General features: G+C 70.6%; 18 protein-coding genes, 1 tRNA gene, 1 other RNA gene and 3 pseudogenes. 11 read left to right on the top strand and 12 right to left on the bottom strand.

The annotated features are described in order from the left end of the window. Window positions 1-19: 19 nt before the first annotated feature. The 7 genes from E0D90_RS10310 to ffs all read right to left on the bottom strand — a co-directional run bounded on the left by E0D90_RS10310 (window position 20) and on the right by ffs (window position 6,950). Window positions 20-586, bottom strand: a complete 567-nt coding sequence (locus E0D90_RS10310) for a YbaK/EbsC family protein (RefSeq protein ID WP_130797457.1) — start codon at window positions 584-586, stop codon at window positions 20-22. 152 nt (window positions 587-738) lie between these two features. Beyond that, window positions 739-2,010, bottom strand: coding sequence for an aspartate kinase (locus tag E0D90_RS10315; RefSeq protein ID WP_103503294.1), 1,272 nt, complete (start codon window positions 2,008-2,010; stop codon window positions 739-741). Window positions 2,011-2,414: 404 nt separating this feature from the next. Then, on the bottom strand, window positions 2,415-3,218 hold the full coding sequence (locus E0D90_RS10320) for a DUF5063 domain-containing protein (protein WP_227870117.1): 804 nt from the start codon (window positions 3,216-3,218) through the stop codon (window positions 2,415-2,417). Next, window positions 3,211-3,810 carry a recombination mediator RecR gene (gene recR / locus E0D90_RS10325; RefSeq protein ID WP_103503292.1) on the bottom strand — a complete coding sequence of 200 codons (600 nt, stop codon included), beginning with the start codon at window positions 3,808-3,810 and terminating at the stop codon, window positions 3,211-3,213. Before recR ends, E0D90_RS10320 begins: the two co-directional genes overlap by 8 nt. Window positions 3,811-3,945: 135 nt before the next feature. Then, window positions 3,946-4,284, bottom strand: coding sequence for a YbaB/EbfC family nucleoid-associated protein (locus E0D90_RS10330; RefSeq protein ID WP_103503291.1), 339 nt, complete (start codon window positions 4,282-4,284; stop codon window positions 3,946-3,948). A gap of 178 nt (window positions 4,285-4,462) precedes the next feature. After that, window positions 4,463-6,787: a DNA polymerase III subunit gamma and tau gene (locus tag E0D90_RS10335; RefSeq protein ID WP_130797458.1), complete on the bottom strand. Its 2,325-nt coding sequence runs from the start codon at window positions 6,785-6,787 to the stop codon at window positions 4,463-4,465. A gap of 64 nt (window positions 6,788-6,851) precedes the next feature. Next, an RNA gene (gene ffs, locus E0D90_RS10340) (signal recognition particle sRNA small type) lies at window positions 6,852-6,950 on the bottom strand. A 141-nt stretch (window positions 6,951-7,091) separates the two neighbouring features. Here ffs and E0D90_RS10345 point away from each other — a divergent pair. From E0D90_RS10345 to E0D90_RS10365, 5 genes are all read left to right on the top strand, one after another. Further along, window positions 7,092-7,176: transfer RNA gene (locus E0D90_RS10345), tRNA-Ser, on the top strand. Between the two features lie 188 nt (window positions 7,177-7,364). Further along, a complete protein-coding gene (locus tag E0D90_RS10350; protein WP_174856179.1) occupies window positions 7,365-8,051 on the top strand; it encodes a Crp/Fnr family transcriptional regulator in 687 nt (228 codons plus the stop codon). Window positions 8,052-8,219: 168 nt separating this feature from the next. Continuing rightward, the gene (locus tag E0D90_RS10355; RefSeq protein ID WP_103529103.1) at window positions 8,220-9,134 is read left to right on the top strand and encodes a hypothetical protein; all 915 of its coding nucleotides are present in this window, start codon (window positions 8,220-8,222) and stop codon (window positions 9,132-9,134) included. Continuing rightward, window positions 9,131-11,215 (top strand): hypothetical protein, encoded by a 2,085-nt coding sequence (locus tag E0D90_RS10360; RefSeq protein ID WP_130797459.1) that lies wholly within the window; start codon window positions 9,131-9,133, stop codon window positions 11,213-11,215. Before E0D90_RS10355 ends, E0D90_RS10360 begins: the two co-directional genes overlap by 4 nt. Beyond that, window positions 11,212-12,120 carry a hypothetical protein gene (locus tag E0D90_RS10365; RefSeq protein WP_227870118.1) on the top strand — a complete coding sequence of 303 codons (909 nt, stop codon included), beginning with the start codon at window positions 11,212-11,214 and terminating at the stop codon, window positions 12,118-12,120. The genes E0D90_RS10360 and E0D90_RS10365 overlap by 4 nt, the downstream gene beginning before the upstream one ends. Before the next feature lie 376 nt (window positions 12,121-12,496). Here the strand turns inward: E0D90_RS10365 and E0D90_RS27755 are convergent. From E0D90_RS27755 to E0D90_RS10390, 5 genes and pseudogenes are all read right to left on the bottom strand, one after another. After that, a pseudogene (locus tag E0D90_RS27755) lies at window positions 12,497-12,743 on the bottom strand (site-specific integrase); the annotation flags it as partial. After that, a pseudogene (locus tag E0D90_RS27760) lies at window positions 12,731-12,841 on the bottom strand (NUDIX hydrolase); the annotation flags it as partial. The pseudogenes E0D90_RS27755 and E0D90_RS27760, both read right to left, overlap by 13 nt. Window positions 12,842-12,892: 51 nt before the next feature. After that, the gene (locus E0D90_RS10380; protein WP_130797460.1) at window positions 12,893-13,807 is read right to left on the bottom strand and encodes an FAD-dependent oxidoreductase; all 915 of its coding nucleotides are present in this window, start codon (window positions 13,805-13,807) and stop codon (window positions 12,893-12,895) included. A 4-nt stretch (window positions 13,808-13,811) separates the two neighbouring features. Then, on the bottom strand, window positions 13,812-14,381 hold the full coding sequence (locus E0D90_RS10385; RefSeq protein ID WP_103503250.1) for a cysteine hydrolase family protein: 570 nt from the start codon (window positions 14,379-14,381) through the stop codon (window positions 13,812-13,814). Between the two features lie 22 nt (window positions 14,382-14,403). Beyond that, window positions 14,404-15,528 (bottom strand): helix-turn-helix domain-containing protein, encoded by a 1,125-nt coding sequence (locus tag E0D90_RS10390; RefSeq protein WP_227870119.1) that lies wholly within the window; start codon window positions 15,526-15,528, stop codon window positions 14,404-14,406. Between the two features lie 218 nt (window positions 15,529-15,746). Between E0D90_RS10390 and E0D90_RS10395 the strand changes: the two genes are divergently transcribed. The 6 genes and pseudogenes from E0D90_RS10395 to E0D90_RS10420 all read left to right on the top strand — a co-directional run. Continuing rightward, window positions 15,747-16,214: an NUDIX hydrolase gene (locus E0D90_RS10395; RefSeq protein ID WP_103503252.1), complete on the top strand. Its 468-nt coding sequence runs from the start codon at window positions 15,747-15,749 to the stop codon at window positions 16,212-16,214. A gap of 3 nt (window positions 16,215-16,217) precedes the next feature. After that, entirely contained in the window at window positions 16,218-16,868 is a 651-nt protein-coding gene (locus E0D90_RS10400) for a hypothetical protein (protein ID WP_130797461.1), read from the top strand. Then, window positions 16,865-18,667, top strand: coding sequence for a DUF4254 domain-containing protein (locus E0D90_RS10405; RefSeq protein WP_130797462.1), 1,803 nt, complete (start codon window positions 16,865-16,867; stop codon window positions 18,665-18,667). Before E0D90_RS10400 ends, E0D90_RS10405 begins: the two co-directional genes overlap by 4 nt. A 47-nt stretch (window positions 18,668-18,714) precedes the next feature. Next, window positions 18,715-19,290, top strand: coding sequence for a phosphoribosyltransferase family protein (locus tag E0D90_RS10410; protein WP_130797463.1), 576 nt, complete (start codon window positions 18,715-18,717; stop codon window positions 19,288-19,290). Then, window positions 19,287-20,444 (top strand): glycosyltransferase family 9 protein, encoded by a 1,158-nt coding sequence (locus E0D90_RS10415; protein ID WP_130797464.1) that lies wholly within the window; start codon window positions 19,287-19,289, stop codon window positions 20,442-20,444. The genes E0D90_RS10410 and E0D90_RS10415 overlap by 4 nt, the downstream gene beginning before the upstream one ends. Further along, window positions 20,444-20,626 (top strand): annotated as a pseudogene (locus tag E0D90_RS10420) (hypothetical protein); the annotation flags it as partial. The gene E0D90_RS10415 and the pseudogene E0D90_RS10420, both read left to right, overlap by 1 nt.

Genomic DNA, 20,626 nt, shown 5'->3' on the forward strand with positions numbered 1-20,626 from the left:
GGGGGTGGGACCGGTGGGGTCAGCCCGCGAGGTCGGGCAGCACCGTGGCGCCCGGCAGCGCCGCGAGGTCGGCACCGGGGAGGATCAGCTTGCCGCGCCGCAGGCCGCTGCCGATCAGGACGTGCGGGGTGTTCACCACCCGCGCGTCGACCAGCAGGGGCCACGTCCCGGGCAGGCCGATCGGGGTGATGCCGCCGTACTCCATGCCGGTCTCCGCCACGGCGACGTCCATCGGCGCGAACGACGCCTTGCGCGCGCCCAGGTGCTTGCGCACGGTGCGGTTGACGTCCAGCCGGGTGGTGGCCAGCACCACGCACGCCGCCAGCTGCGTCTCCTGGCCGCGCTTGGCGGCCACGACCACGCAGTTGGCTGAGACCTCGGCGTCCACGCCGTAGCTCTCGCAGAAGACGGCGGTGTCCGCCTTCTCGGGGTCGCTGTCCACCAGGACGACGGAGTCGACCGGTCCGGCCGCGTCCGGCCAGGCGGCGAGAGCGGCGGCGACCGGTGCGGCCACCGCCTCGGGGCGGGTCACGGCCGGTGCGGCGTCTTCGAACGTGCCGAAGGGGACGAGGGGTGCGTGGCTCATGCCGTCAGCGTACGACCGGCCCGTGCGGCGGCCGGGTGGACGGCCACCCAGCGGACACCGGCGAGGGCCGGGCGCGGTGTGCGCCCGGCCCTCGCCGTGTCGTGGTCGTGCTCAGCTCCGCCGCGCTTCAGCGGGCGGTGCGGCCGCGTGGTTCAGCGGCCGGAGCCGCCGTAGACCACGGCCTCGTCGCTCTCGGAGTCGAGCCCGAACGCGGTGTGCACCACGCGGATCGCCTCGTTGACGTCGGCCTCACGGGTGACCACCGAGATCCGGATCTCGGATGTCGAGATCAGCTCGATGTTCACGCCCGCGTTCGACAGCGCCTCGAAGAAGGTGGCCGTGACGCCGGGGTTGGTCTTCATCCCCGCGCCGACCAGGGAGATCTTCGCGATCTGGTCGTCGTAGCGCAGCGAGTCGAAGCCGATGGCGCCCTTGCGCTTCTCCAGCGCCTCGATGGCGAAGCGGCCGTCGGTCTTCGGCAGCGTGAAGGAGATGTCCGTCAGACCGGTCGAGGCGGCGGAGACGTTCTGCACCACCATGTCGATGTTGATCTCGGCGTCGGCGACGACGCGGAAGATCGCGGCGGCCTCGCCCGGCTTGTCGGGGACCCCGACGATCGTGATCTTCGCCTCGGAGGTGTCGTGCGCGACACCGGAGATGAGCGCCTGCTCCATCGGCTCGTTCCCTCGCGGTTCGTTGCTGACCCAAGTGCCCTGGAGGCCGGAGAACGACGACCGGACATGGATGGGGATCTGATAACGGCGTGCGTACTCGACACAGCGGTGCAGCAGCACCTTCGAACCGGAGCTGGCCAGCTCCAGCATCTCGCCGGCCGAGATCCAGTCGATCTTGCGCGCCTTCGGCACGACCCGGGGGTCAGCGGTGAAGACGCCGTCGACGTCGGTGTAGATCTCGCAGACCTCGGCGTCCAGCGCGGCCGCGAGCGCGACGGCCGTGGTGTCGGAACCGCCCCGGCCCAGCGTCGTGATGTCCTTGCGCTCCTGGGAGACGCCCTGGAAGCCCGCGACGATCGCGATGTTGCCGTCGTCCACCGAACTCTTGATGCGGCCCGGCGTGACATCGATGATCCGTGCCTTGTTGTGCACGGAGTCGGTGATCACACCGGCCTGGCTGCCGGTGAAGGACTGCGCCTCGTGGCCGAGGGATTTGATGGCCATGGCCAGCAGCGACATGGAGATGCGCTCTCCGGCGGTCAGCAGCATGTCGAACTCGCGCCCCGACGCGACCGGGGAAACCTCCTTGGCGAGATCGATCAGCTCGTCCGTCGTGTCGCCCATCGCTGACACCACGACGACGACCTGATGGCCGGCCTTCTTGGTGTCCACGATCCGCTTGGCAACGCGCTTGATGCCCTCGGCATCGGCAACGGAGGAGCCGCCGTACTTCTGCACGACAAGGCCCACGTGTGCTCGCTCCTCGAATCCGTTCGCTCTCCGTGCCCCGGAGGACACGGCCGACTCAGTTTACCGAGCAGGCACGTTTCGCCCATAACGCCGCCACATGGTGAGACGGTGTGCCCGCTCCGCGATCTCCCTGCCCGCTCCGTCCCGCGACACACCGAACGTGCGGCAGCTCACAGCGGCGAAGGGGTGCGTAGAGGCGCATTCCGACCGCGCCCGCCACCCCCGGTACGAAACGCGCGGGACCCCCGTGACAGCGGCCCACACCCGGGACGGCACACCGGCCGACGGCGACGTTCACGATGCCACGGGACCGGGGGCCGAGCGGCACCGGGAGACGGAACGGGGCCGGTCAGGTCGGCCGGGTTGATCGGGTCGATCGGGTCGGCCGGGTCGGGTGAGGTGCGTCAGGAGGCGGGGTCGGGGCGGAGGCCGAGCGGCGCGGCGATCTCGGCGGCCATGACACGTCCGGCCTGGCGCTCCAGGTCGCCGTCCTCGGCGTTGCTGTCGATGTCGAGGCCGTCGAGATCGGCGAGCGGGGTGTCCAGCCGGACGTGGGCCACCAGGGACTGCAGGGCGCGTAGCGCGGCGCTGGCGGTCGGCCCCCAGTTGGACAGGTAGGAGAACTGCCACCACCACAGCGCCTCACCGATCCGGCCCGCGCGGTAGTGCGCCATGCCGTGCCGGACGTCGGTGATGATGTCGGCCAGGTCGTCGGAGATCCGGCAGGCAACCGGGGTGGCGCGCGGCACGTACGGGTCGAAGACCTCGGAGTAGACGTCGATCGGCTCCAGCAGCTGGGCCAGGCGCTCACGCAGGTGGTCCATGTCGGGCTCCGGCCCGGTGTCCGGCTCGTAGCGCTCCTCCGGGACGACGTCCTCGTGGGCGCCGAGCCGGCCGCCGGCGAGGAGCAGCTGGGAGACCTGGAGCAGCAGGTGCGGCACCGCGCTGTCGGGGTCGTCGCCCTTGGCGATCTCCGCGACGGCGATGCTGAAGCTCTCGATCTGGTCGGCGATCTGCACGGCGAACGCGTCGGGGCCGTCGACGTCGCCGCCCAGTCCCTCCAGCTCGCCCAGGACGCCCTGCGGGGTGGCCCCGGCGTCGGCGGCGCCGGGCGCCGCCGTCCCGGGCGTCACGCTCCCGTCGGCCGCGGTCCCGTCGGCCGTGGTCGCACCGGTCGTACCGGTCGTGGCGGTGGTGGCATCAGACATCGAGCAGTCGCCTCCCCTCGAAGGCACGCCCCAGCGTGACCTCGTCGGCATATTCCAGGTCTCCCCCGACGGGCAGTCCGCTGGCCAGACGGGTCACCTTCAGGCCGAACGAGCCGACCATGCGGGCGAGATACGTGGCCGTCGCCTCGCCCTCCAGGTTGGGGTCGGTGGCCAGGATCAGCTCGGTGACCGCGCCGTCGGCGAGGCGCGCGAGCAGTTCCTTGATCCGCAGGTCATCCGGTCCGATGCCGTCGATCGGGCTGATCGCGCCACCCAGGACGTGGTACCGGCCCCGGAACTCCCGGGTCCGTTCGATGGCGACCACGTCCTTGGACTCCTCGACCACACAGATGACCGAGGGGTCCCGCCGGGGGTCGCGGCAGACCCGGCACTGCTCGTCCTGCGCGACGTTGCCGCACACCGAGCAGAACCGGACCTTCGCCTTGACCTCGGCGAGCGCCTGCGCGAGGCGCCGCACATCGGCCGGATCGGCCTGGAGGATGTGGAAGGCGATCCGCTGCGCGCTCTTGGGACCGACGCCGGGCAGCCTGCCCAACTCGTCGATGAGGTCCTGGACCACGCCTTCGTACACGGATGCCTTCCTCGTTCTTCCTTTAACGTCGGTGGGTTTGAGGCTAGTTGTCCGGCCGCCCCACCGCTACTACGCCGCACGCACCGGCAGCGGCGGGAACACGCCCGGCCACAACCCGCCGGACGGGGACGCCGGTCAGAACGGCAGACCCGGCATTCCGCCGCCGCCCATGCCCTGCGCCAGCGGGCCGAGCTTGGCCTGCTGCAGCTGCTGGGCGGCGTCGTTGGCGGCGCGCACCGCCGCCACGACCAGGTCGGCCAGCGTCTCGGTGTCCTCCGGGTCGACCGCCTTCGGGTCGATCTCCAGCGACTTGAGCTCGCCGGCACCCGTCACGACGGCCTTCACCAGGCCGTTGCCCGCGGAGCCCTCGACCGGCGTCTGCGCCAGTTCCTCCTGGGCCTGCGCGAGATCCTGCTGCATCTTCTGGGCCTGCTGCAGCAGCTGCTGCATATCTGCCCCACCACCGGGAAACACGGCCACTCCTGGGAGTCGACGAAAGCACGTACCCCTTGAGCCTACGGTCTGCGGCTGCCGCGCACTCCCCGATGGCCGATCCGGCCCGCATCGACCGGCGTGCACCGTGTGTGGGGCCGCGTGTGCGGCCGTGCGCGGGGCCCTGCGTGGGGCCGGGTACCGACCCGAAGGCCGAAGATCACTCGTTGCGGATCTGCTCGATGATCGTCGCGCCCAGGCCGTCGATGATCAGCTCGGGGCCGGACAGCGCCTTCTCGTCGAGGTCGGCGTCGTCGTCGGCCGGCATGTCCTCCTCGATCGGCACCGGAGGGCGGGCGGGTGACGTGTGGGACGGACCGGATGGCGGAGCCGTGGCCTCGGGGGCACCCCCTCCGCCCGTACCGCCCGGAGAGCCGTAGCCGCCTCCCTGGCCGCTCTGGCTCTGGCCGCCCTGGCCCTGGTCGTACCCGCCGTGTCCCCCGGCGGGCCCCGACGGCGGCGGGGACGACTGCGCGGACGGGGCACCCTGCTGCGGCCCGGCCTGACCGGGCTGGCCAGACTGGCCGGCCTGACCCGGCTGACCGGCGGGCGGTCCCTGCGGCGCCGGGGAGTACCCCTGCGGGCCGCCGCCGAAGCCACCAGCAGGCCCACCGGCGGCGCCGGGCGAGGACGGGCCACCGCCGCCCTCCACCACCGCGTCGACCTTCCACGGGGTGCCCAGCACGTCGCCGAGCGCCTGCCGCAGTACGTCGTCACTGCCGCTGTTCACAAAGCTGTCGCGGGCACCGGAGGTACTGAAGCCGATGCGGAGGGTGGAGCCGTCGTCACCGCTGATGCGGGCGTTCTGGCTCAGCAGGATCCAGCTGAAGCGGCGGCGGCGCTTGACCGCGTCCAGCACCTGCTCCCAGCGCGGCTGCACCTGGGAGATCCCGCCGGGCACCATCGGCGCGGCGGGCGGGCCACCGGCCGCGGGCTGCGGCGGGGCAGGCTGCGCGGGCCGGGACGGCTGCTGCGGAGGCTGCTGGGACGGCTGCGCGGAGCCGCCGCCACCCTGGGCCCCCTGGCCGGGCTGAGCTGCCCCGGGCCAGGCGCCGGGAGTACCGCCGCCACCGGCGGGGGTACCGCCACCGGGAGCGGCGGTCGGCCATGCCCCCGGACGGGCGCCCGGCGACTGCGCGGCCTCCGGCTGCGGCGCTGCGGGCTGTTGCGGCGCCGCGGGCTGCGGGGGCGCGTACTGCTGCGGTGCGGCCTGCGCGGGCGCGGCCTGCTGCGGCGCCGTCTCCGGCGGTGCCTGCGGCTGCGGAGCGGGAGCGGCGACGGGCGGCGCGGCGTACGCACCCGGAGCCGCGCCGGGGGCGGCCACGACACCGCCCCGCTCCAGGCGCTCCAGACGGCTCTGCAGCGCCCGCTCGTCCGAGTACGCGGCGGGCAACAGCACACGCGCGCAGATCAGTTCCAGCTGCAGACGCGGGGAGGTGGCACCACGCATCTCGGTCAGTCCCGTGTTGACCAGGTCCGCGGCCCGGCTGAGGCCGGCCGGCCCGAACCGGGTCGCCTGCGAGCTCATCGACTCCATCACGTCGGACGGGACATCGATCAGCCCCTTGTCGGCGGCGTCGGGGACGGCGGCCAGGATCACCAGGTCCCGCAGGCGCTCCAGCAGGTCGGCGACGAACCGGCGGGGGTCGTGACCGCCCTCGATGACCCGGTCGACCACCTCGAACGCGGCGGCCCCGTCGCCCGTGGCGAAGGCGTCCACCACGGAGTCCAGCAGGGCGCTGTCGGTGTAGCCGAGCAGCCCGGTGGCCATCGCGTAGGTCACACCGTCCGCGGCGGCGCCGGCCAGCAGCTGGTCCATCACGGACATGGAGTCACGGACCGAGCCGGCGCCCGCCCGCACCACCAGTGGCAGCACCGCGCTGTCCACCGGGATCGCCTCCCGCTCGCACACCTCGGCGAGGTAGTCGCGCAGCGTGCCGGGCGGCACCAGCCGGAACGGGTAGTGGTGCGTACGGGACCGGATCGTCCCGATGACCTTCTCCGGCTCGGTGGTGGCGAAGATGAACTTCAGATGCTCCGGAGGCTCCTCCACGACCTTCAGCAGGGCGTTGAACCCCGCCGAGGTCACCATGTGCGCCTCGTCGATGATGTAGATCTTGTAGCGGCTCGCCGCCGGGCCGAAGAACGCCTTCTCACGCAGCTCGCGCGCGTCCTCGACACCACCGTGCGAGGCGGCGTCGATCTCGATGACGTCGATCGAGCCGGGGCCGCCGCGCGCCAGGTCCGTGCACGAGTGGCACTCGCCGCACGGATCGGGCGTCGGGCCCTGCTCGCAGTTGAGGCAGCGCGCCAGGATGCGGGCGCTGGTCGTCTTGCCGCAGCCGCGCGGCCCGCTGAAGAGATACGCGTGGTTGACCCGGTTGTTCAGCAGGGCCTGCCGCAACGGGTCGGTAACGTGCTCCTGCCCGATGACCTCCGCGAAGGTCTCGGGTCGGTATCGGCGGTACAGCGCGAGGGACGACACACACCCGACGATATCGGCCCGCGCCGACAGCCCCGCCCACACGAGACGCCACAAGGGCTCCGGGCACGACAACGCCCCCCACGCACCCGCCAGAGCCAACCTACCCTTGCTGCCTTCCGGCCCTGGGGGAGTTCAGTCAGATAGCGCCGCGTGAGGGGCTGCGCCCAGCGTACCCGATCCCCCGCCACCCTCCGCCCCACCCCGGGCCGGCCGACAGCCGGCCGGCAGCCGGTCGGCACCCCGTCGGCATCCTCCACCCGACCGTGTTCGCGAGCACTGCCCAACGTCTTGTACAGTTCTCGGCGGAGGATTCGCCTAGTGGCCTAGGGCGCACGCTTGGAAAGCGTGTTGGGGGCAACCCCTCACGAGTTCGAATCTCGTATCCTCCGCCCAGCCTCACCGGGCTGAACCGTAGGGCCCCACCGCGCGAGCGGTGGGGCCCTACGGCGTTGTGCGCCCACACACGCAATCAAGGGCCCGGCATAGAGCTTGCGAGGGTGGGGCAGGTCTGGGGAGGTCGGTGACGGAGCACGGCATCGTCGCTTGCCGAGCTGCTGGCGGACGGGAGAGGCGACGGGTGCTGCCGGACGAGACGTGGCGCGAGTTACGGGGCCAGGGGGCGAGCCGCGCTTTTCGTGAGCGCACTGTGATGTTGAGACAGGGTTCCGCGGGAACGCATCTGCTCGCCCTCACCGACGGCCTCGCGAAGGTCGTGTGCCGGGAACCGGGCGGAGCCGTGACCTGGTTGGCCTTCCGGGGGCCGGGCGACCTGTTGGGCGAGGTGTCCGTCTTCAACGGCGCCCCACGCACGGCGGAAGTGGTCGCGCTCACTCCCTGCACCGCTGTCGTGCTGGAGGCAGAACGGTTCCGTCGGTTCGTGGAACAGCGCGGGCTGGTATTGGACTTGATGCGTCAGGCATTCTCCCGACTTCGGGAGTCCGACACTCACCGCGCGGAACTGCTGACACTTCCGTTGGTCGTGCGGCTGGCACGAGCACTTCTACGGCTGGCTGAACTCAGTGCGCCCGAGGCCGAACCGGACGGCGTACGGCTTACCGGCCTCAGCCAGGAGGAGATCGCCCAGGCGATCGGAGTGACCCGCAACGCGGTCATCACCGGACTGCAGCGGCTGCGGGAGTCCGGCGCGGTGGAGACTGCTCGCAGGGTGATCGTCATCAAGGATATGAAGACGCTGCGCGACTGGGCGGCGGACGTCCCGAAGATCTCGCCCATGCCTCCCTTCTTGCCGCCACGGGCTGAGTGAACGCACCGACGCGGAATTGGTGATTGTCGTTTGAGGACGCTCACGAAGTGACGTGGGACACGCGCGTAGTGCACTGCGCTGTGCAGTCGGGCTGACCGAACCGGCAGAGCCTCGAATCAGCCGCCTACCGGCCTCATCACCGTCGCACCGACCGCGAGGAGATCGCGCATGTCCACGCCCGTTCCAGCCCCGTACGCCGAGAGCCGCCCGCTGCCTCCCCACCGCGCCCTGTTCGCCGTCGACGCCAAGGACTTCACGGGCCTCCCCGCAGTTCAGCACGGCCCGGTGAGTCAGTTGATCCCCGAACTCGTTGACCAGGCGCTGGAGCGAGCCGAGCTTCACGAACTGCGAGACTCCAAGCGGTTTCCGGCCAACACGGGGGACGGGGTGGTGTTCGGTTTCGATCCGGTGCTGCTCCCGTTCGTCCTCTGGCCGTTCTTGGGAGTCCTGGACGACATCCTCGGCGCTTACAACAAGCAGAGCGTCGGCCCCCGCATCCGGCTCCGCGCCAGCGTCCACGTCGGGCCGCTGCCGGACGAGGACGGTCCGGGCGACGGCAATGGCACCGCCCGCAATGACACTCACCGTCTGCTGGACTCCCGTCCGGTCAAGGCCATCCTGGCCGCGGCCAGCGAGCACATCACTCACCTGGCGGCGGTCATCTCCGAACGCGTCTACGAGGATGTCGTGCTCGGTGGGTACACCGCACTTCACCCCGACCGCTGCCTGGAGGTGCCGGCCACCGTGGAGGGGAAGAACTTCTCCCAGCGGGCCTGGCTGTTCGTCCCCTCGCCGTCGGGGAACCTGCTCCAGGCCGGTGTGCGCCCGCGCGAGGAATCCGCAGCGCCGACCGCCGCGTCCGTCTGTCAGGGACAAGAGCAGGACCCGGTGACGCGGCCCGGCGCGCACTACAGCGGCAACAAGCAGCGCGTGGGCGAGGGCGCCGCCGTTATGGGAAGCGTCGGACGCGACGTCACATATACCGGCGATTCCACCTCTTACCACGGCACCAACCAGCACTGGGGCGGTGGCGACAACGTAGCGGGCGACAAGCAGGTCGGCGGAGCCGGAGAGCACCGGTGAGCAACGAAACGGACCCCCGTCCCGAGCCGAACCATCCGGAGGGCGACGGTCGAGCGGAGGCGCAGGACTCCTACCGGGGCAACCAGCAGCGGCTGGACCAGGGCGCGCAGGTCATGGGCGGGGTCGGCGGCAACGTCACCGTGATCAACGGCGCCAGCCTCGATGAGGCCGTCACGGATCTCATCGTCCCGCCCCGGCTGCGGGAGGGCCCATACCCCGCGGCCGATGTCCATTCCCGCTTGCGCGGCTTCGTCGAACCACCCTCCTACACACAGTGCCGAAAATCTCTGGACAGCCACATTCTGGTGCTGCGGGCAGGTAGTGGCACGGGCGCGAGCACCGCCGCCTTCGCACTGCTCGCGGAGCGACACGGAGCCGCCGGCATCACCGGCTTGGACTCACCGGACGACCTCTCGCGCTGGCGCCCGACGGAGGCACGCGGCTACCTGCTCCAAGGGCTGTCCCCGGTGGCGGCCGCCTCACTCGGGGAAGTCGTGCTCACGGCGCTGGGCACACTGCTGCGTCAAACGGGTGCTCATCTCATCATCACCGCAGGGGATCAAACTCCGCTGCGCGGAGACACGTTGGCCTGTCAGGTCGTACACCGTCCGCCGCCATCGGTCGAGGTGGCCAGGAAGCGGCTGGACCTCATGGCCGAAGCCGGAGAGCTCACCTCTGCGCAGGGCGGCCAAGCGCTGGGGTACCTCGCCTCTGCGGACTTCGTCGACCATCTACGCAACCACCGACTGCCCCAGGACGGCGTGGACGTGGCGGAGGGGCTCCGCGATCTCGTCGTATCCGGCAAGGCCGCGGCCTCCGTGATCGACGAACTGAAGACCGGAAGCCCCGCGGCGGCTCACGAAGCGCTGGCCGAGTCGAGCGACCAGGCCAGCCGTCTTGCCCTCATGGCGGCAATCTCGCTGCTTTCCGAACAGGACCGCACGGTCGTCGAGGCGTTCAGCGCGATCCTCCGGCCTCGTATCGACGAACGCGGCGGCCCGGCACCGGCCACGGCCGGTCGGCCGGAGCACCTCGACACGCACGGACCGGGTACTGGCGGGCCACGGACACGGCGCGACGTTCTAGGACCAGCGTTCGAGGCCCAGCTGACAGCTGTCGGCGCGCGTCTGCTGCCGACCCGGTTCGGGGCGGGGCAGCGCTATCCGGTTCAGCCGGTCGCCTTCTCCGGCCGGCACCGGGCGGACGCCCTGCTTCGGTGTCTGTGGCTGGAGTACGAGGGCATGGCGGGCCTGCTGTGGAAGACCTTGGACGAGACCCCTCATCGCTCCGGCGTCGAACTCGCCGCGGGCAGAGCGATCGGGAAGGTACTGACCCACGCGACCGGCCCGGACACGCTGCGCCAACTGCGCCCCTTCGCCGCCTCGGACAAGCGCTGGCGCCGCCGTCTGGTGGCCTATGCGCTGGGCGAAATGGCGCAGGCCCCCTCCCTCACCAGCGCGGTACGGGACCAGCTACGACTATGGAGCCAATCCGCCGACGTCCCCCTCCGCTGCACTGTGGCGGAGACCTGCGCGGGCAGCTACGGCCTGGAACGGCCCGACGTCGCCATGAGACTCCTGGACGCTGTACTCGACGACTCGGCCAAGGGGCTGGAAGGCACCCTGCGTACCGCTGTGTCCTTCGCTCTCAGCACGCTTCTGCTTGAGAACGCCAACCACCCCCTCGTCCTCAACCGCCTACGCGAGTGGCAGGGGGCGAATCCGGGCACACCCCGGCACAGCCTGGCCGTTCACGTCATCCAAGCGATGAGCCTGGGGACCTTCCCCCGGGCCGGCGCGCCTGGCGCTCGGCGAGTACGTCTCGCCGACCTGCTCGTGGAGCACCCCGAGCGGACGCTCGGCCTCGTAGTCGCGGCCCTGGACGACCCCTCAACGCACGAAGCGACGGCGACGGGCCTGTCCCGGATCGAGAGCGACCCGACGCTACGACACCGCACCGCTTTCACGCACTTCCTCACCGCTCTCTCCGACTCGGCCCGGAGCCACCGGGGCGTCCTGCGATTCGTCCTGCGCCGCCACCGTGTTCGTACCGCAGTCCCAGCCGAAGGGTCCGCCTCATGAACAGTCCGCTCATCACGCCCCTGAACTCGTCGCCGGGCTGGCAGCTGTTCCGCTTCCGCTTCGGTACCCCGGAGGACAGGGCCCTGGTGTTCCTCTCAGACAGCGGAGAGGACGCCATGGTGCCGCCCCGTGACGGCGACGTCTGGGGCTATCCGCGGCCGACCGCGCGCGAGGTGCGTCAGGGGGACTTCTTCGACATCGTCTGGGTATCGCTCGCGGAACGGCGGATCTCGGTCGACATCCCGCGCCGACCGCCGAACGCACCTGCCCGTTACGAAGTCGCCTGGCGGGTCAGCAACCCAGTCGTCGCGGCGAGCAACGGCATCACCGAGGAACGGGCCCGGCACCTGGTGGCCAGCCACATCAACGAGAACGCCACCCTGCCCAGTGCCCCCGATCCGTTGCGGAAGCCTCCGCACCACTTCGGCACAACCCAGGTCGAACCGCCCGGTCGGCCCCGGGCGATCGACGGAGTCGGCCTCACATACTGGTTCCTGGATCCGCCGGCCGCGCTCCTGCCCACCCGCGGCACCGGTGCGGGGCCCGCCCTGCCGTCGGGCTTCGGCGACGCCCACCGTGAGGCCTACAGCTTCTACCGGGAGGTAGTCGCAGGCGGTCCCGTCGGCCTGGCCGCGCTCTGGCTCCTGCACCGGCCGGAAGAGGCGAAGGACGTCCTGGACTGGACGGTGAGTCACCGTAGTCTCCTCTCTGATCCAGACAGTTGGGAACACACCCTCGCGGCGACGCTTCAGTCGCTGACACCGGAGGACCGGGGCTTCGTCGGAGTCAACCTGGCGCGTGTCCTCAGTGACATCGGAGTCCCGCAGGGCGACGAGGTTCTACGCCGTATCGGTCACGGCGACGAAGCGGGCGGCTGGAGCGAGGCGCAGGGAGGTCACAGGTGACCGCGCGACGTACTTCTTGTAGGCGAGCAAGTAGACCTCGCGTGATTCCTGTCCGGGTCTCGCGGACGCAAGGCACCGTTCGGGCCGTCTGCGTTGACCTGCTCCGCCGCAGGCCAGAACGCCCCTGCACGTCGCCGAAGCTCCGGACTAACGGCTGAGAAGCGTGTAGGGTGCGACGCCTCACGAGTTGGGGTCTCGTGGCCTCCGCCGAGCCCCACCGGGCGAACGCCGCAGGGTCCCACCGCCGAGTCGGTGGGGCCCTGCGGCGTTCGCCCGGCCGTGTTGTCCTGGTCTTTGTCGACGGCGGGTGAGGTTCCTCAGATGGCATCGGCGATCTTCCGGGCCACGTCCTCGAGCACCGCGTTCTCGCTGACTACGGGTTGGCGATGTCCTGGACCCAGTGCCAGAGCCACTTGTCGACTGTCACCGGCTTGCCGGGCTTACGTGCCGATCCCCCGTCGCGCTGCTTCTCCAGCTTCCGAACCTCATCAACCGTTCCTTGCGCGTCGGACGCGTCCGGTGACGGCGGTACGGCGTCCCGTCGTCCTTGTAGCCCAGCCGCACTGGGCGTGCCAGCGGCCGTCCTTCCCAAAGTAGACGGCCGACTCTCCGGGAAATGCCACGAGAGTGCGCCCTCCGACACGCGTCGTCGCACGAGCAGCACACACCCGTCCTGCACGACGACGGCGGCTGCGACCGCCGGATTGACCTCAGTGATCATGGAGATCTGTTCCCGGGTGCGTGGGTCGTCGCACATTCCGCAGCCGTGGTCTCAGCCCTTGGTGGGCACGTCCCTGGCCGCGTAGTAGGCGTGTAGTGCGGCCTCGCTGCCTGATCCCAGGGCGGTCATGATCCGTTGGAAGCGGGCGGAGCGGAGGTCGCCGGCCACGATGATGCGGGGGTGCTGGTCGGTCGGCGGGCAGTATCCGTCCCGGCCCCGGGTCAGATCGCCGGGCGGGGCGGTCGGGGCGCTACCGATGCTGAGGTAGGCCGAATCCGCTGTGATCGTCCGCCGCGTGCCGTCATGGCCCACTGCGTCCGCCGACACCGGGGTGCCCTCTGCTGCCTTCAATGTCAGGTGCTCGACGGGAACGAGGGCGACGCGGGGATCGTCCCGGATTTCCTCGGTCTTGTACGCGTCGGCTGCCGGGTACACCACGAGCAGGCGAGTGTCTGTGGTCGGGTGGGCGCACAGGAACGTACCGATCGGGCGGTCACCGCCCAGGACGAGGAGGGTGCGCCCCTGAGCGTCGTCGGCTTCCGCCTCCCAGAGCGGAGGCAGGGTGAGGAAGCCGGGGGCGGTGATCCAGTTGACGTCGTGGGGCTGGAGGGGGCCGACGCCGGTGGCGACGACGGCGTACGGAGCCGTGAGACGCGCGCCGATGTCGACCGTGACGGTCACCTGGTCGTCATCGGCGCGGAGTTCAGTGACGCGTCTGCCGAGTTCGAGGCGACACAGCTTGGTGCCCTTCAGTTCCGCCACGATGGCGTCGGCCAGGTCAGGGCCCTTGGTGTGGCCGCCGAGGACGTTGTTCAGGGCCGGGATCCGGTAGAGATTGCGGCACAGCCGGTCCGGCTCGACCAAGATCGTGCGCATGCCCACGCCGGCGGCCATGCGGGCGGCGGCGCAGCCGGCCGGCCCTCCGCCGATGATGATCAGGTCGGTGTCGACTGGTGTGTCGGCCATGAGGCTATTCCAGCACCGGGTCCGCCACACGCGTGGCGAGTTGGCCCATCACATGCTCGGCGTTCACGAGTTGGCCTGTTCCGATCAGGCGCCGGGCGACGAGCAGACCGGCGTCGTGGACATCCGGGCCGGCGTCGCTGGCACACGCGTCCGTGACGATCCAGGGCGCGTATCCGTGCTCAAAAGAGTCTGCGGCGGACTTCAGAACGCAGCTCTCGGTGGCGATTCCGCAGAAGACTAGGTCGGTCCAGCCGGCCCGGCGAATCAGTTCCGCGGCCTCGGGTGTGAAGAGCGTGTATCCGGTCTTGTCGACGCCTGCGTGCGCGTGGCCCGCCGCCTCGGCGAGCTCGGAAACGATGTCGGTCTCGGGTGGTTCCTGAAGCCGGCGCCATTGGAAGAAGCGCTCGTAGGGGCTGTCGGGATAGTTGAAGTACCGGGTGAAGACGACAGGGCGCCCGGCGGCGGCCCATCTGGCGACGAGGTCGGCGACTGCGGGCACGATGTGGCGACTGTGGTGGTTCACGAAGCCGTTCTGCATGTCGATCACGACCAGTGCGGCACTGCTGATGTCCATCGGCTCTCACTCCTGCCCGTTCTCAGCCGGCGCTCTCGCGCAGAGCTTCCTGCGCGGCGCGTAGCCGTTCGGCCAATCCGCTGGTCTTCATGATGGCCTCCCGCATCAGGACGTGTTGCGCGGTCTCCTGAGCCCGGGCGGTGGTGAGCCGCGAGGCGGCGGCGCGCAGGAACCGCCAGCCGTACCGCTCCGGCATGGAGGGGTCCTGGCCGTCCTCGACCATCTGCTGGATGTGGCGCGTGAAACACCACAGGGCCTGGACGGCCAGCTCGCATGCGACCAGCTCGTCGGTGGTGAGGCTGCGCTCGCTGGAGTGGGAGGCGTAGGCGACGCCGGACCAGCCGGCGTAGGCGGTGGACACTCCCCGTACGCCGAAGGACACGATGTCCGGGTGATCGAAGCCGGTGGCAAGAAGCGACTCCTCGACCGTGCAGGCCAGGGGCACGGGCCCGCCCGGCGCCCCGCGATCGACGAGAACCGAGGGAGTGGAGAGCAGGCGCAGCGCGGTGTCGTAGGCGTCTCCGGCCCACGGACCGGAGGTGAGGCAGTAGAGGGAAAGGACGTATTCAGGGTTGGGGGCCCCGGTGTTGTCCCCTTCGAGGAGTTCGCGGATCTTGTCCCGGGCCCAGGGCAGGTCGGACGCGTAGGAGCGGTAGCGCCAGACGGCCAGGTCGGTCAGCGCGGCAGGTTCGTGCGGCTGGACAAGGTGGAAGACGACTACCCCGCAAGCGAAGACGTGCAGGACACAGCTCTGTGCCTCGGGGTGGTCCAGTCGGGTCGAGGAGGATTCCAGCCACTGAGCGCCCTCACTCGGTGTCAGATGGTCCCGAAGTCGGCCCGCGCGCTCGACACCGATGAAGACCGGCAGGAACTTGTGGGAGTCGACTTCTATCCGTCCTGTGGCGGGTGCAGCCGTGTCACTCATTCCCAGCGCTTCCGCGAACCGGGTTCTCGCGTCGTCGGGTGCGCGACCGAGTGCGGTGTCGAGAATTCCCTGAGACTCGGCGCGAGGCTGGTAACCGGCACCGCCTGCCTCCCAGTTCGACACAGTGCGGTCGCTGACCCCCAGGTAGGCGGCGAAGTCCCGCAGGCTCATGCGCAGGGCGTCGCGTAGCAGCCGGGCTTCCCGGCCGGACCATCTCTGCACCGTGACCACCGTGGCCCCCCTGCCCATCACCCGGTGGAACGACCGAACGACCAGCCTAGCCAGCCTTGTTCAGCAGTGCTGCGGTATTGCTGCAGCATCCGTACATCACACTCCGCAACCGTCTTGCTCCATGCTGAATCCACTGCGCCGGGGGTGGCGACCACCAGGCAGCCCCTCCGCCGTTCTCTCCCGCACCACCACCAGAAGGAGCAACCGGCATGACCGACATCGTCAAGCGCAGCGCCCGCGCCATCCTCCTCGATGGCGACGAACTGGTCCTGATCAAGCGCACCAAGCCGGGCAGGGAGCCGTACTGGGTGACTGCCGGCGGAGGGGTCGAGGCGGACGACGCGACCATCGAGTCGGCTCTGCACCGCGAGGTGTTCGAGGAGCTCGGCGGCAAGCTGGCGCGCGCCGAACTGGTCCACCTGATCACCGACCAGTTGGAGGGCGGCATCGGCGTCCAGCACATCTTCGCCGCGCGCCTGGAGTCGATGGACCTGGCCGCGCGTACGGGAACGGAGTTCACGAAGCCGGAGCGGGGCGAGTACGAGGTGGTAAGCGCCCCGTTCACCGGTGAGGCTGTCCGCGAACTGAACCTGATGCCCCCGGAACTCGCCGAGTTCATCGCCGCCAACACCTGCGCGATCGCCTCCGTCCTCGACACTCCGGTCCGCGAGGCGTGAGCGATGACACAAGCCCCGGACTTCGTCAGCCTCAACGGCCCTGACAACGTCGGCAAGACGACCCACCTGGTGCGGCTGGCCGAACGGTGGGACAGCTTCCAGCCACTGGGCGCGGTCCACGAGCACGATCCCGAGCCCTGGGCACGGGTCGCCGCCGGCGACTATGCCCGGTGGTGGTTCGAGACGTCCACGACCGTCGAGCTGACCGAGATGCTGCTCTCCGGTCATGCCAAGCGGGCCGCCGAACGCGAGAGCGGGCGAACGGGTCTGCTGGACCGGGGCCTGCCCATGCTTCTCGCCGTGGCCGCTGCGACCTGCGTGGTCAAGGACGAGCTGACCGTCGGCGAAGCGTTCAAGACCGTGACGGGAATCGCCGGTGCGCGGGTGGTCGCACCCGAGACCTCCATCCTCCTGCTCCCGTCATCCGACGCCGAACGCAGTTACGCCATCGCCAGCGCCCGCGAGGGTCGCCCCTGGACCGGGATCTACCCGGAGTACCAGAAGACGCTGCACGCGGTCCTGCTCCACCAGGTCGACCGTGGTGCGTTCACCGCGGTCGTCGACTGCGAGGACCGCTCCTTGGACGCCGTGCACAGCGACGTGCTCGATCGCCTCGGCCTCAGCCGACTCACCGACGGGAGTAGTCCCCGATGACTCAGAACTCCCCGCCCCTGGTGTTACCACTCAGTCTGTCCCGCACCGTGGCAGCGCTCCCGGACAAGGACCGTATCCGCCTGGACGACATCATCACCCGGCTCCACACCGTCAACGGGCGCCTGTGGGACACCGAGGACCGGGTGCGCGGCGCCTTACTCTCCGCCGCCCAGGTCGCCGACTGCAAGCGCGAGATCGACCAGCTCAATGCCGAACGGAACCTGCTCGCCGAGCGGGCTGACGAGGTCCTCGGCTCGCTGGCCGACGCAGGCCGCGCCGACGCACCGCTGCACACCGAAACGCTCGCCTCCGTCGTCGATCGTCTCTCGGTGCTGACACTGAGGATCTGGCACAGCGAACGGGCAGCTGCCAGGGACGAGCTGGCCCGCCGACGTGTCCCCGCCCTTCACTGCCAGCGGGAGGAACTGTGCGCCGCCCTCGACGCGCTGGTCTCCGACGTTGTCGGCGGCCACCGCCGACTCCCCGTACCGGCTCGCTTCAAGCTGTACGGCCGGGACGACGCCGCCCCCACAGAGATCAAGCCGAGTCGGCGTCTGCGCCGGGTCCTCGCCTTCGGTGGACTGAGCGAGTGCGGCAAGAGCACCAGCGCCGAGTTCGTCCAGCGCACCTGCGGTGCGCAACGCTTCAAGATCGGCTTCCTGTTGCGGCAGGCAGCCCATCGGGAGGGCCTCGCGGACCCGTACGCCCTGTCGCCCCGTCGGCAGGCCGAGCTGCTGCTCGGTGAGCTGAACCGTTTCGCGGACGCGCACGTCGACACGGAGCTGTTCACCATCGAGTCCGTCCACGACGACGCCTGGATCGCCGAGCTCAAGCGACTCATGGGCGACGCACTCCAGATCGTCTACCTGGACGCCTCCTTCGCCGTTCGCGTCGAACGGTCCGGCACTCCGGCCCAGGCCGTCGCCGCGAAGGATGAGATCAAGATGAGCCGTGGCGCCCACCATGTAGCCACGCTCGCCGACCACGTCATCGACAACACCGGCAGCATCGCCGCTCTCCGCGCCCGGCTCCGGCGCATCGCCGCCCCGCCCGCATCCACGTCGCTGCGCGCGGCCACTCCGTACGGACTGGGACTGCCTGCCGCCATAGCCTCGGCGACGGCCGACTTCACCGACGCAGTACGGGCTTACGGCCCCGGCGTACGGCTCGCCGCCCTGTCCGGCAGCCCCGGCGAGGGCAGCTGGATCGCCGGCTGGTCCGACCTGGACCTCCTGGTGATCGCCGAGCACGAGGCCATCGGCCGGGTCCGCGAAGCCCTGGAACAGTACCGGACCGCCCTCGGCGGCGCGGCCTCCCTCGGCCCCACTCTCATCACCCCCGGCGAACTGACCGCCCTGCGCCTCACCCCGCGCCTGGCGTTCGTCCTCCACCAGCTCCAGCAGGGCAGCCCCGTCCTGCACGCCGCACCCGGCCTCGAACTGCCGACGATCAGCCGAGGCGAGCTGGCGTTCGCCGCTGTCCGGGAACTCCCCCAGGTCATCCTGACCATGCGCCGTCTGCGCGCCGACGCGGGGCCGACCACACTGCGGCAGCTCTACAAGCACCTCGTGCTCGCCTGCCGCCTCCTCCTGCGCGAGCACAACCAGTGGGAGTCCGGCCCCGATCGGATCCTCGCCGCGGCCTCCCGCATTCCAGGCCTGACGGCGGGCCTCTCGGTGCCCTCCCTGGCCGAGATCTCCAGTGCTTGGCGCGACGGCGAGGCCGAGCTCGTCCTCAAGCCCGTCACCCTGGCCGTCGACCAGCTCCTCACCTGGTACGCCGCCCAGCTCGCCGCCTGAACAGGCTCCCTCTCCCTCCTCGTTCTCCGCCCGACAGGAGCTTCGCCATGCCCGAAACCATCGCCGTGCCGCCCTTCACCGCCCGGATCGTCGAACGGCTCAGCGTCGGAGCCACGAGCCGCCGCGAGCGCGTCATCCATTCCCTGGACGGCTTGGAGGGCCCGGTCCACCCCGACACCCTCGCCAACACCGGAGCCCACCTGTGGCGTCTGCTCCAGGAGCAGGTGCCGGAAGGGCTCGGCTCCGTGGACTTCCTCCTCGGCCTGGACGCCGGCGGCATCCTGCCGACCGTCTCCCTCGCCGGTGCCGCCCGGCTCCCGTACAAGATCGCCTGGAAGCTGCACCTCCCCCTCGACGGCGCGGTCCGCTTCAGCGAGCCCCACGCGATGCGCACCGACGTCTTCGCGTACGGCATCACTCCCGGCCGGCGCATCGTCATCGTGGACGACGAGATCACCACCGGCCGGACCCTGGCCGACCTCACCCGCCGCCTCCGCGAGGCCGGCGCCGTCCCACTGGCGGCGGCCTGCCTGGTGGAGGACACGACCCGCGGAGCCCGCGACCTGCTCACCGACCTCGGTCTGCCCCTCGTCTCGCTCACCACGATCGAGGGCGCGGAATGACAGCTGTGGCCCCGGCGGGGATCCGGTTCCACCACGGTTCCCTGGTCATCCCCGCCGGGGCCGTGCACACCACCCCGCTCGGGTACGACCGGGACAGCGTTCCCATCGGCGCACCGCTCCCGCTGGCTGCCTCCGCCGAGCTTGTCCACCGCCTGAGCGGGTGTGGCGAGATCGTAGTGGCCTTCGAGGGGAAGCTCGGTGACACGCTCCTCGCACTGTCGGGGGTCCGCGCGGTCCTCGACTGGCTGCGGCTGCGGTCTGTACGCGTGGCCGTCCGGGCGGTGGGTCCGTACGCGGGGCTGATCGCCCGCACTGGGCTGATCACGCAGCCCCAGGCCACCGCTCCCAGCGGCTGGCGGGCCGTGATCGGCGACCGCACGGGCATTGAGGCGCACGGCTCGGAGGCGGCGGTGAGCCTGGTGCTCGACCCAGCCGCCCCGCTGTGCTGGTCGAGCGACGGCCGCGCCCACCCGGACCTGCCCGCCCGCCACTACCTGGCTCTGGAGCGTCGCCTCGGCATCCGCCTGCCTGGCACGGCTCCTTTCGCTCCCACCCTCGCGACCGGGCCCAACAAGCTCGTGGAGGAACTGCGCTCAGCTGGCTGGCTGGGCGATCTGACCATCGCCGCCATCACCGCCACCAGTTGGCCGGAGCGCAAGGACTACACCGCCCAGCGCTACATCGCCCTTGCCGAGCACATCGCCGAGGCGCAACAGGCCCAAGCCCGACTGCTGCTCATAGGCGGCAACCCGGGCGACGGCCTCCGCATCACGGCCGAGGCTCCCCGCCGCCACGTGCAGGCCCTCCACATCGACGGGATGCCGGCCGACGGCCTCGTCGACCTCTTCCCGCACTGCCTCCTGATCGTCGGCAACGACACCGGCCTCACCCACCTCGCCGCGATGGCCCGCGGCCGATACGGAAGCTCCCCACCCGCCATCGGCCTTTACGCGCGCCACAGCCATGGCAAGTGGCGCACCGGCCTGCCGCACCACCACGCCGTCGCCACCAACCTGTCCGACCGCATGCACCAGGGCGACCTCTGCCCCGTCCGCGACGCCATCGCCCCGGACACAGACATGCACATGGACGCCTTCCCGCCCGCCGCGCTGGCCCAGGTCGGCCTCGAACTACTCAACGAGATGGGGCGATGATGACCTCCCAGCCTCTCTTTCGGGTCGGGCCCGTGCGGCGCTTCACCCGCAACCTGCTCTGCCAGGTCGACCTCTTCGGCCACTCGCTGCTCCTGAAGTACACCCGCAACCCGGCCGAGGCCGGCGAGGAGATCAACGGCCACGCCCGCCTGGCCCAGCACTACCGCGTCCCCGCCCTGCCC

This window comes from Streptomyces otsuchiensis (assembly GCF_004305975.1).
Taxonomy (GTDB): domain Bacteria; phylum Actinomycetota; class Actinomycetes; order Streptomycetales; family Streptomycetaceae; genus Streptomyces; species Streptomyces otsuchiensis.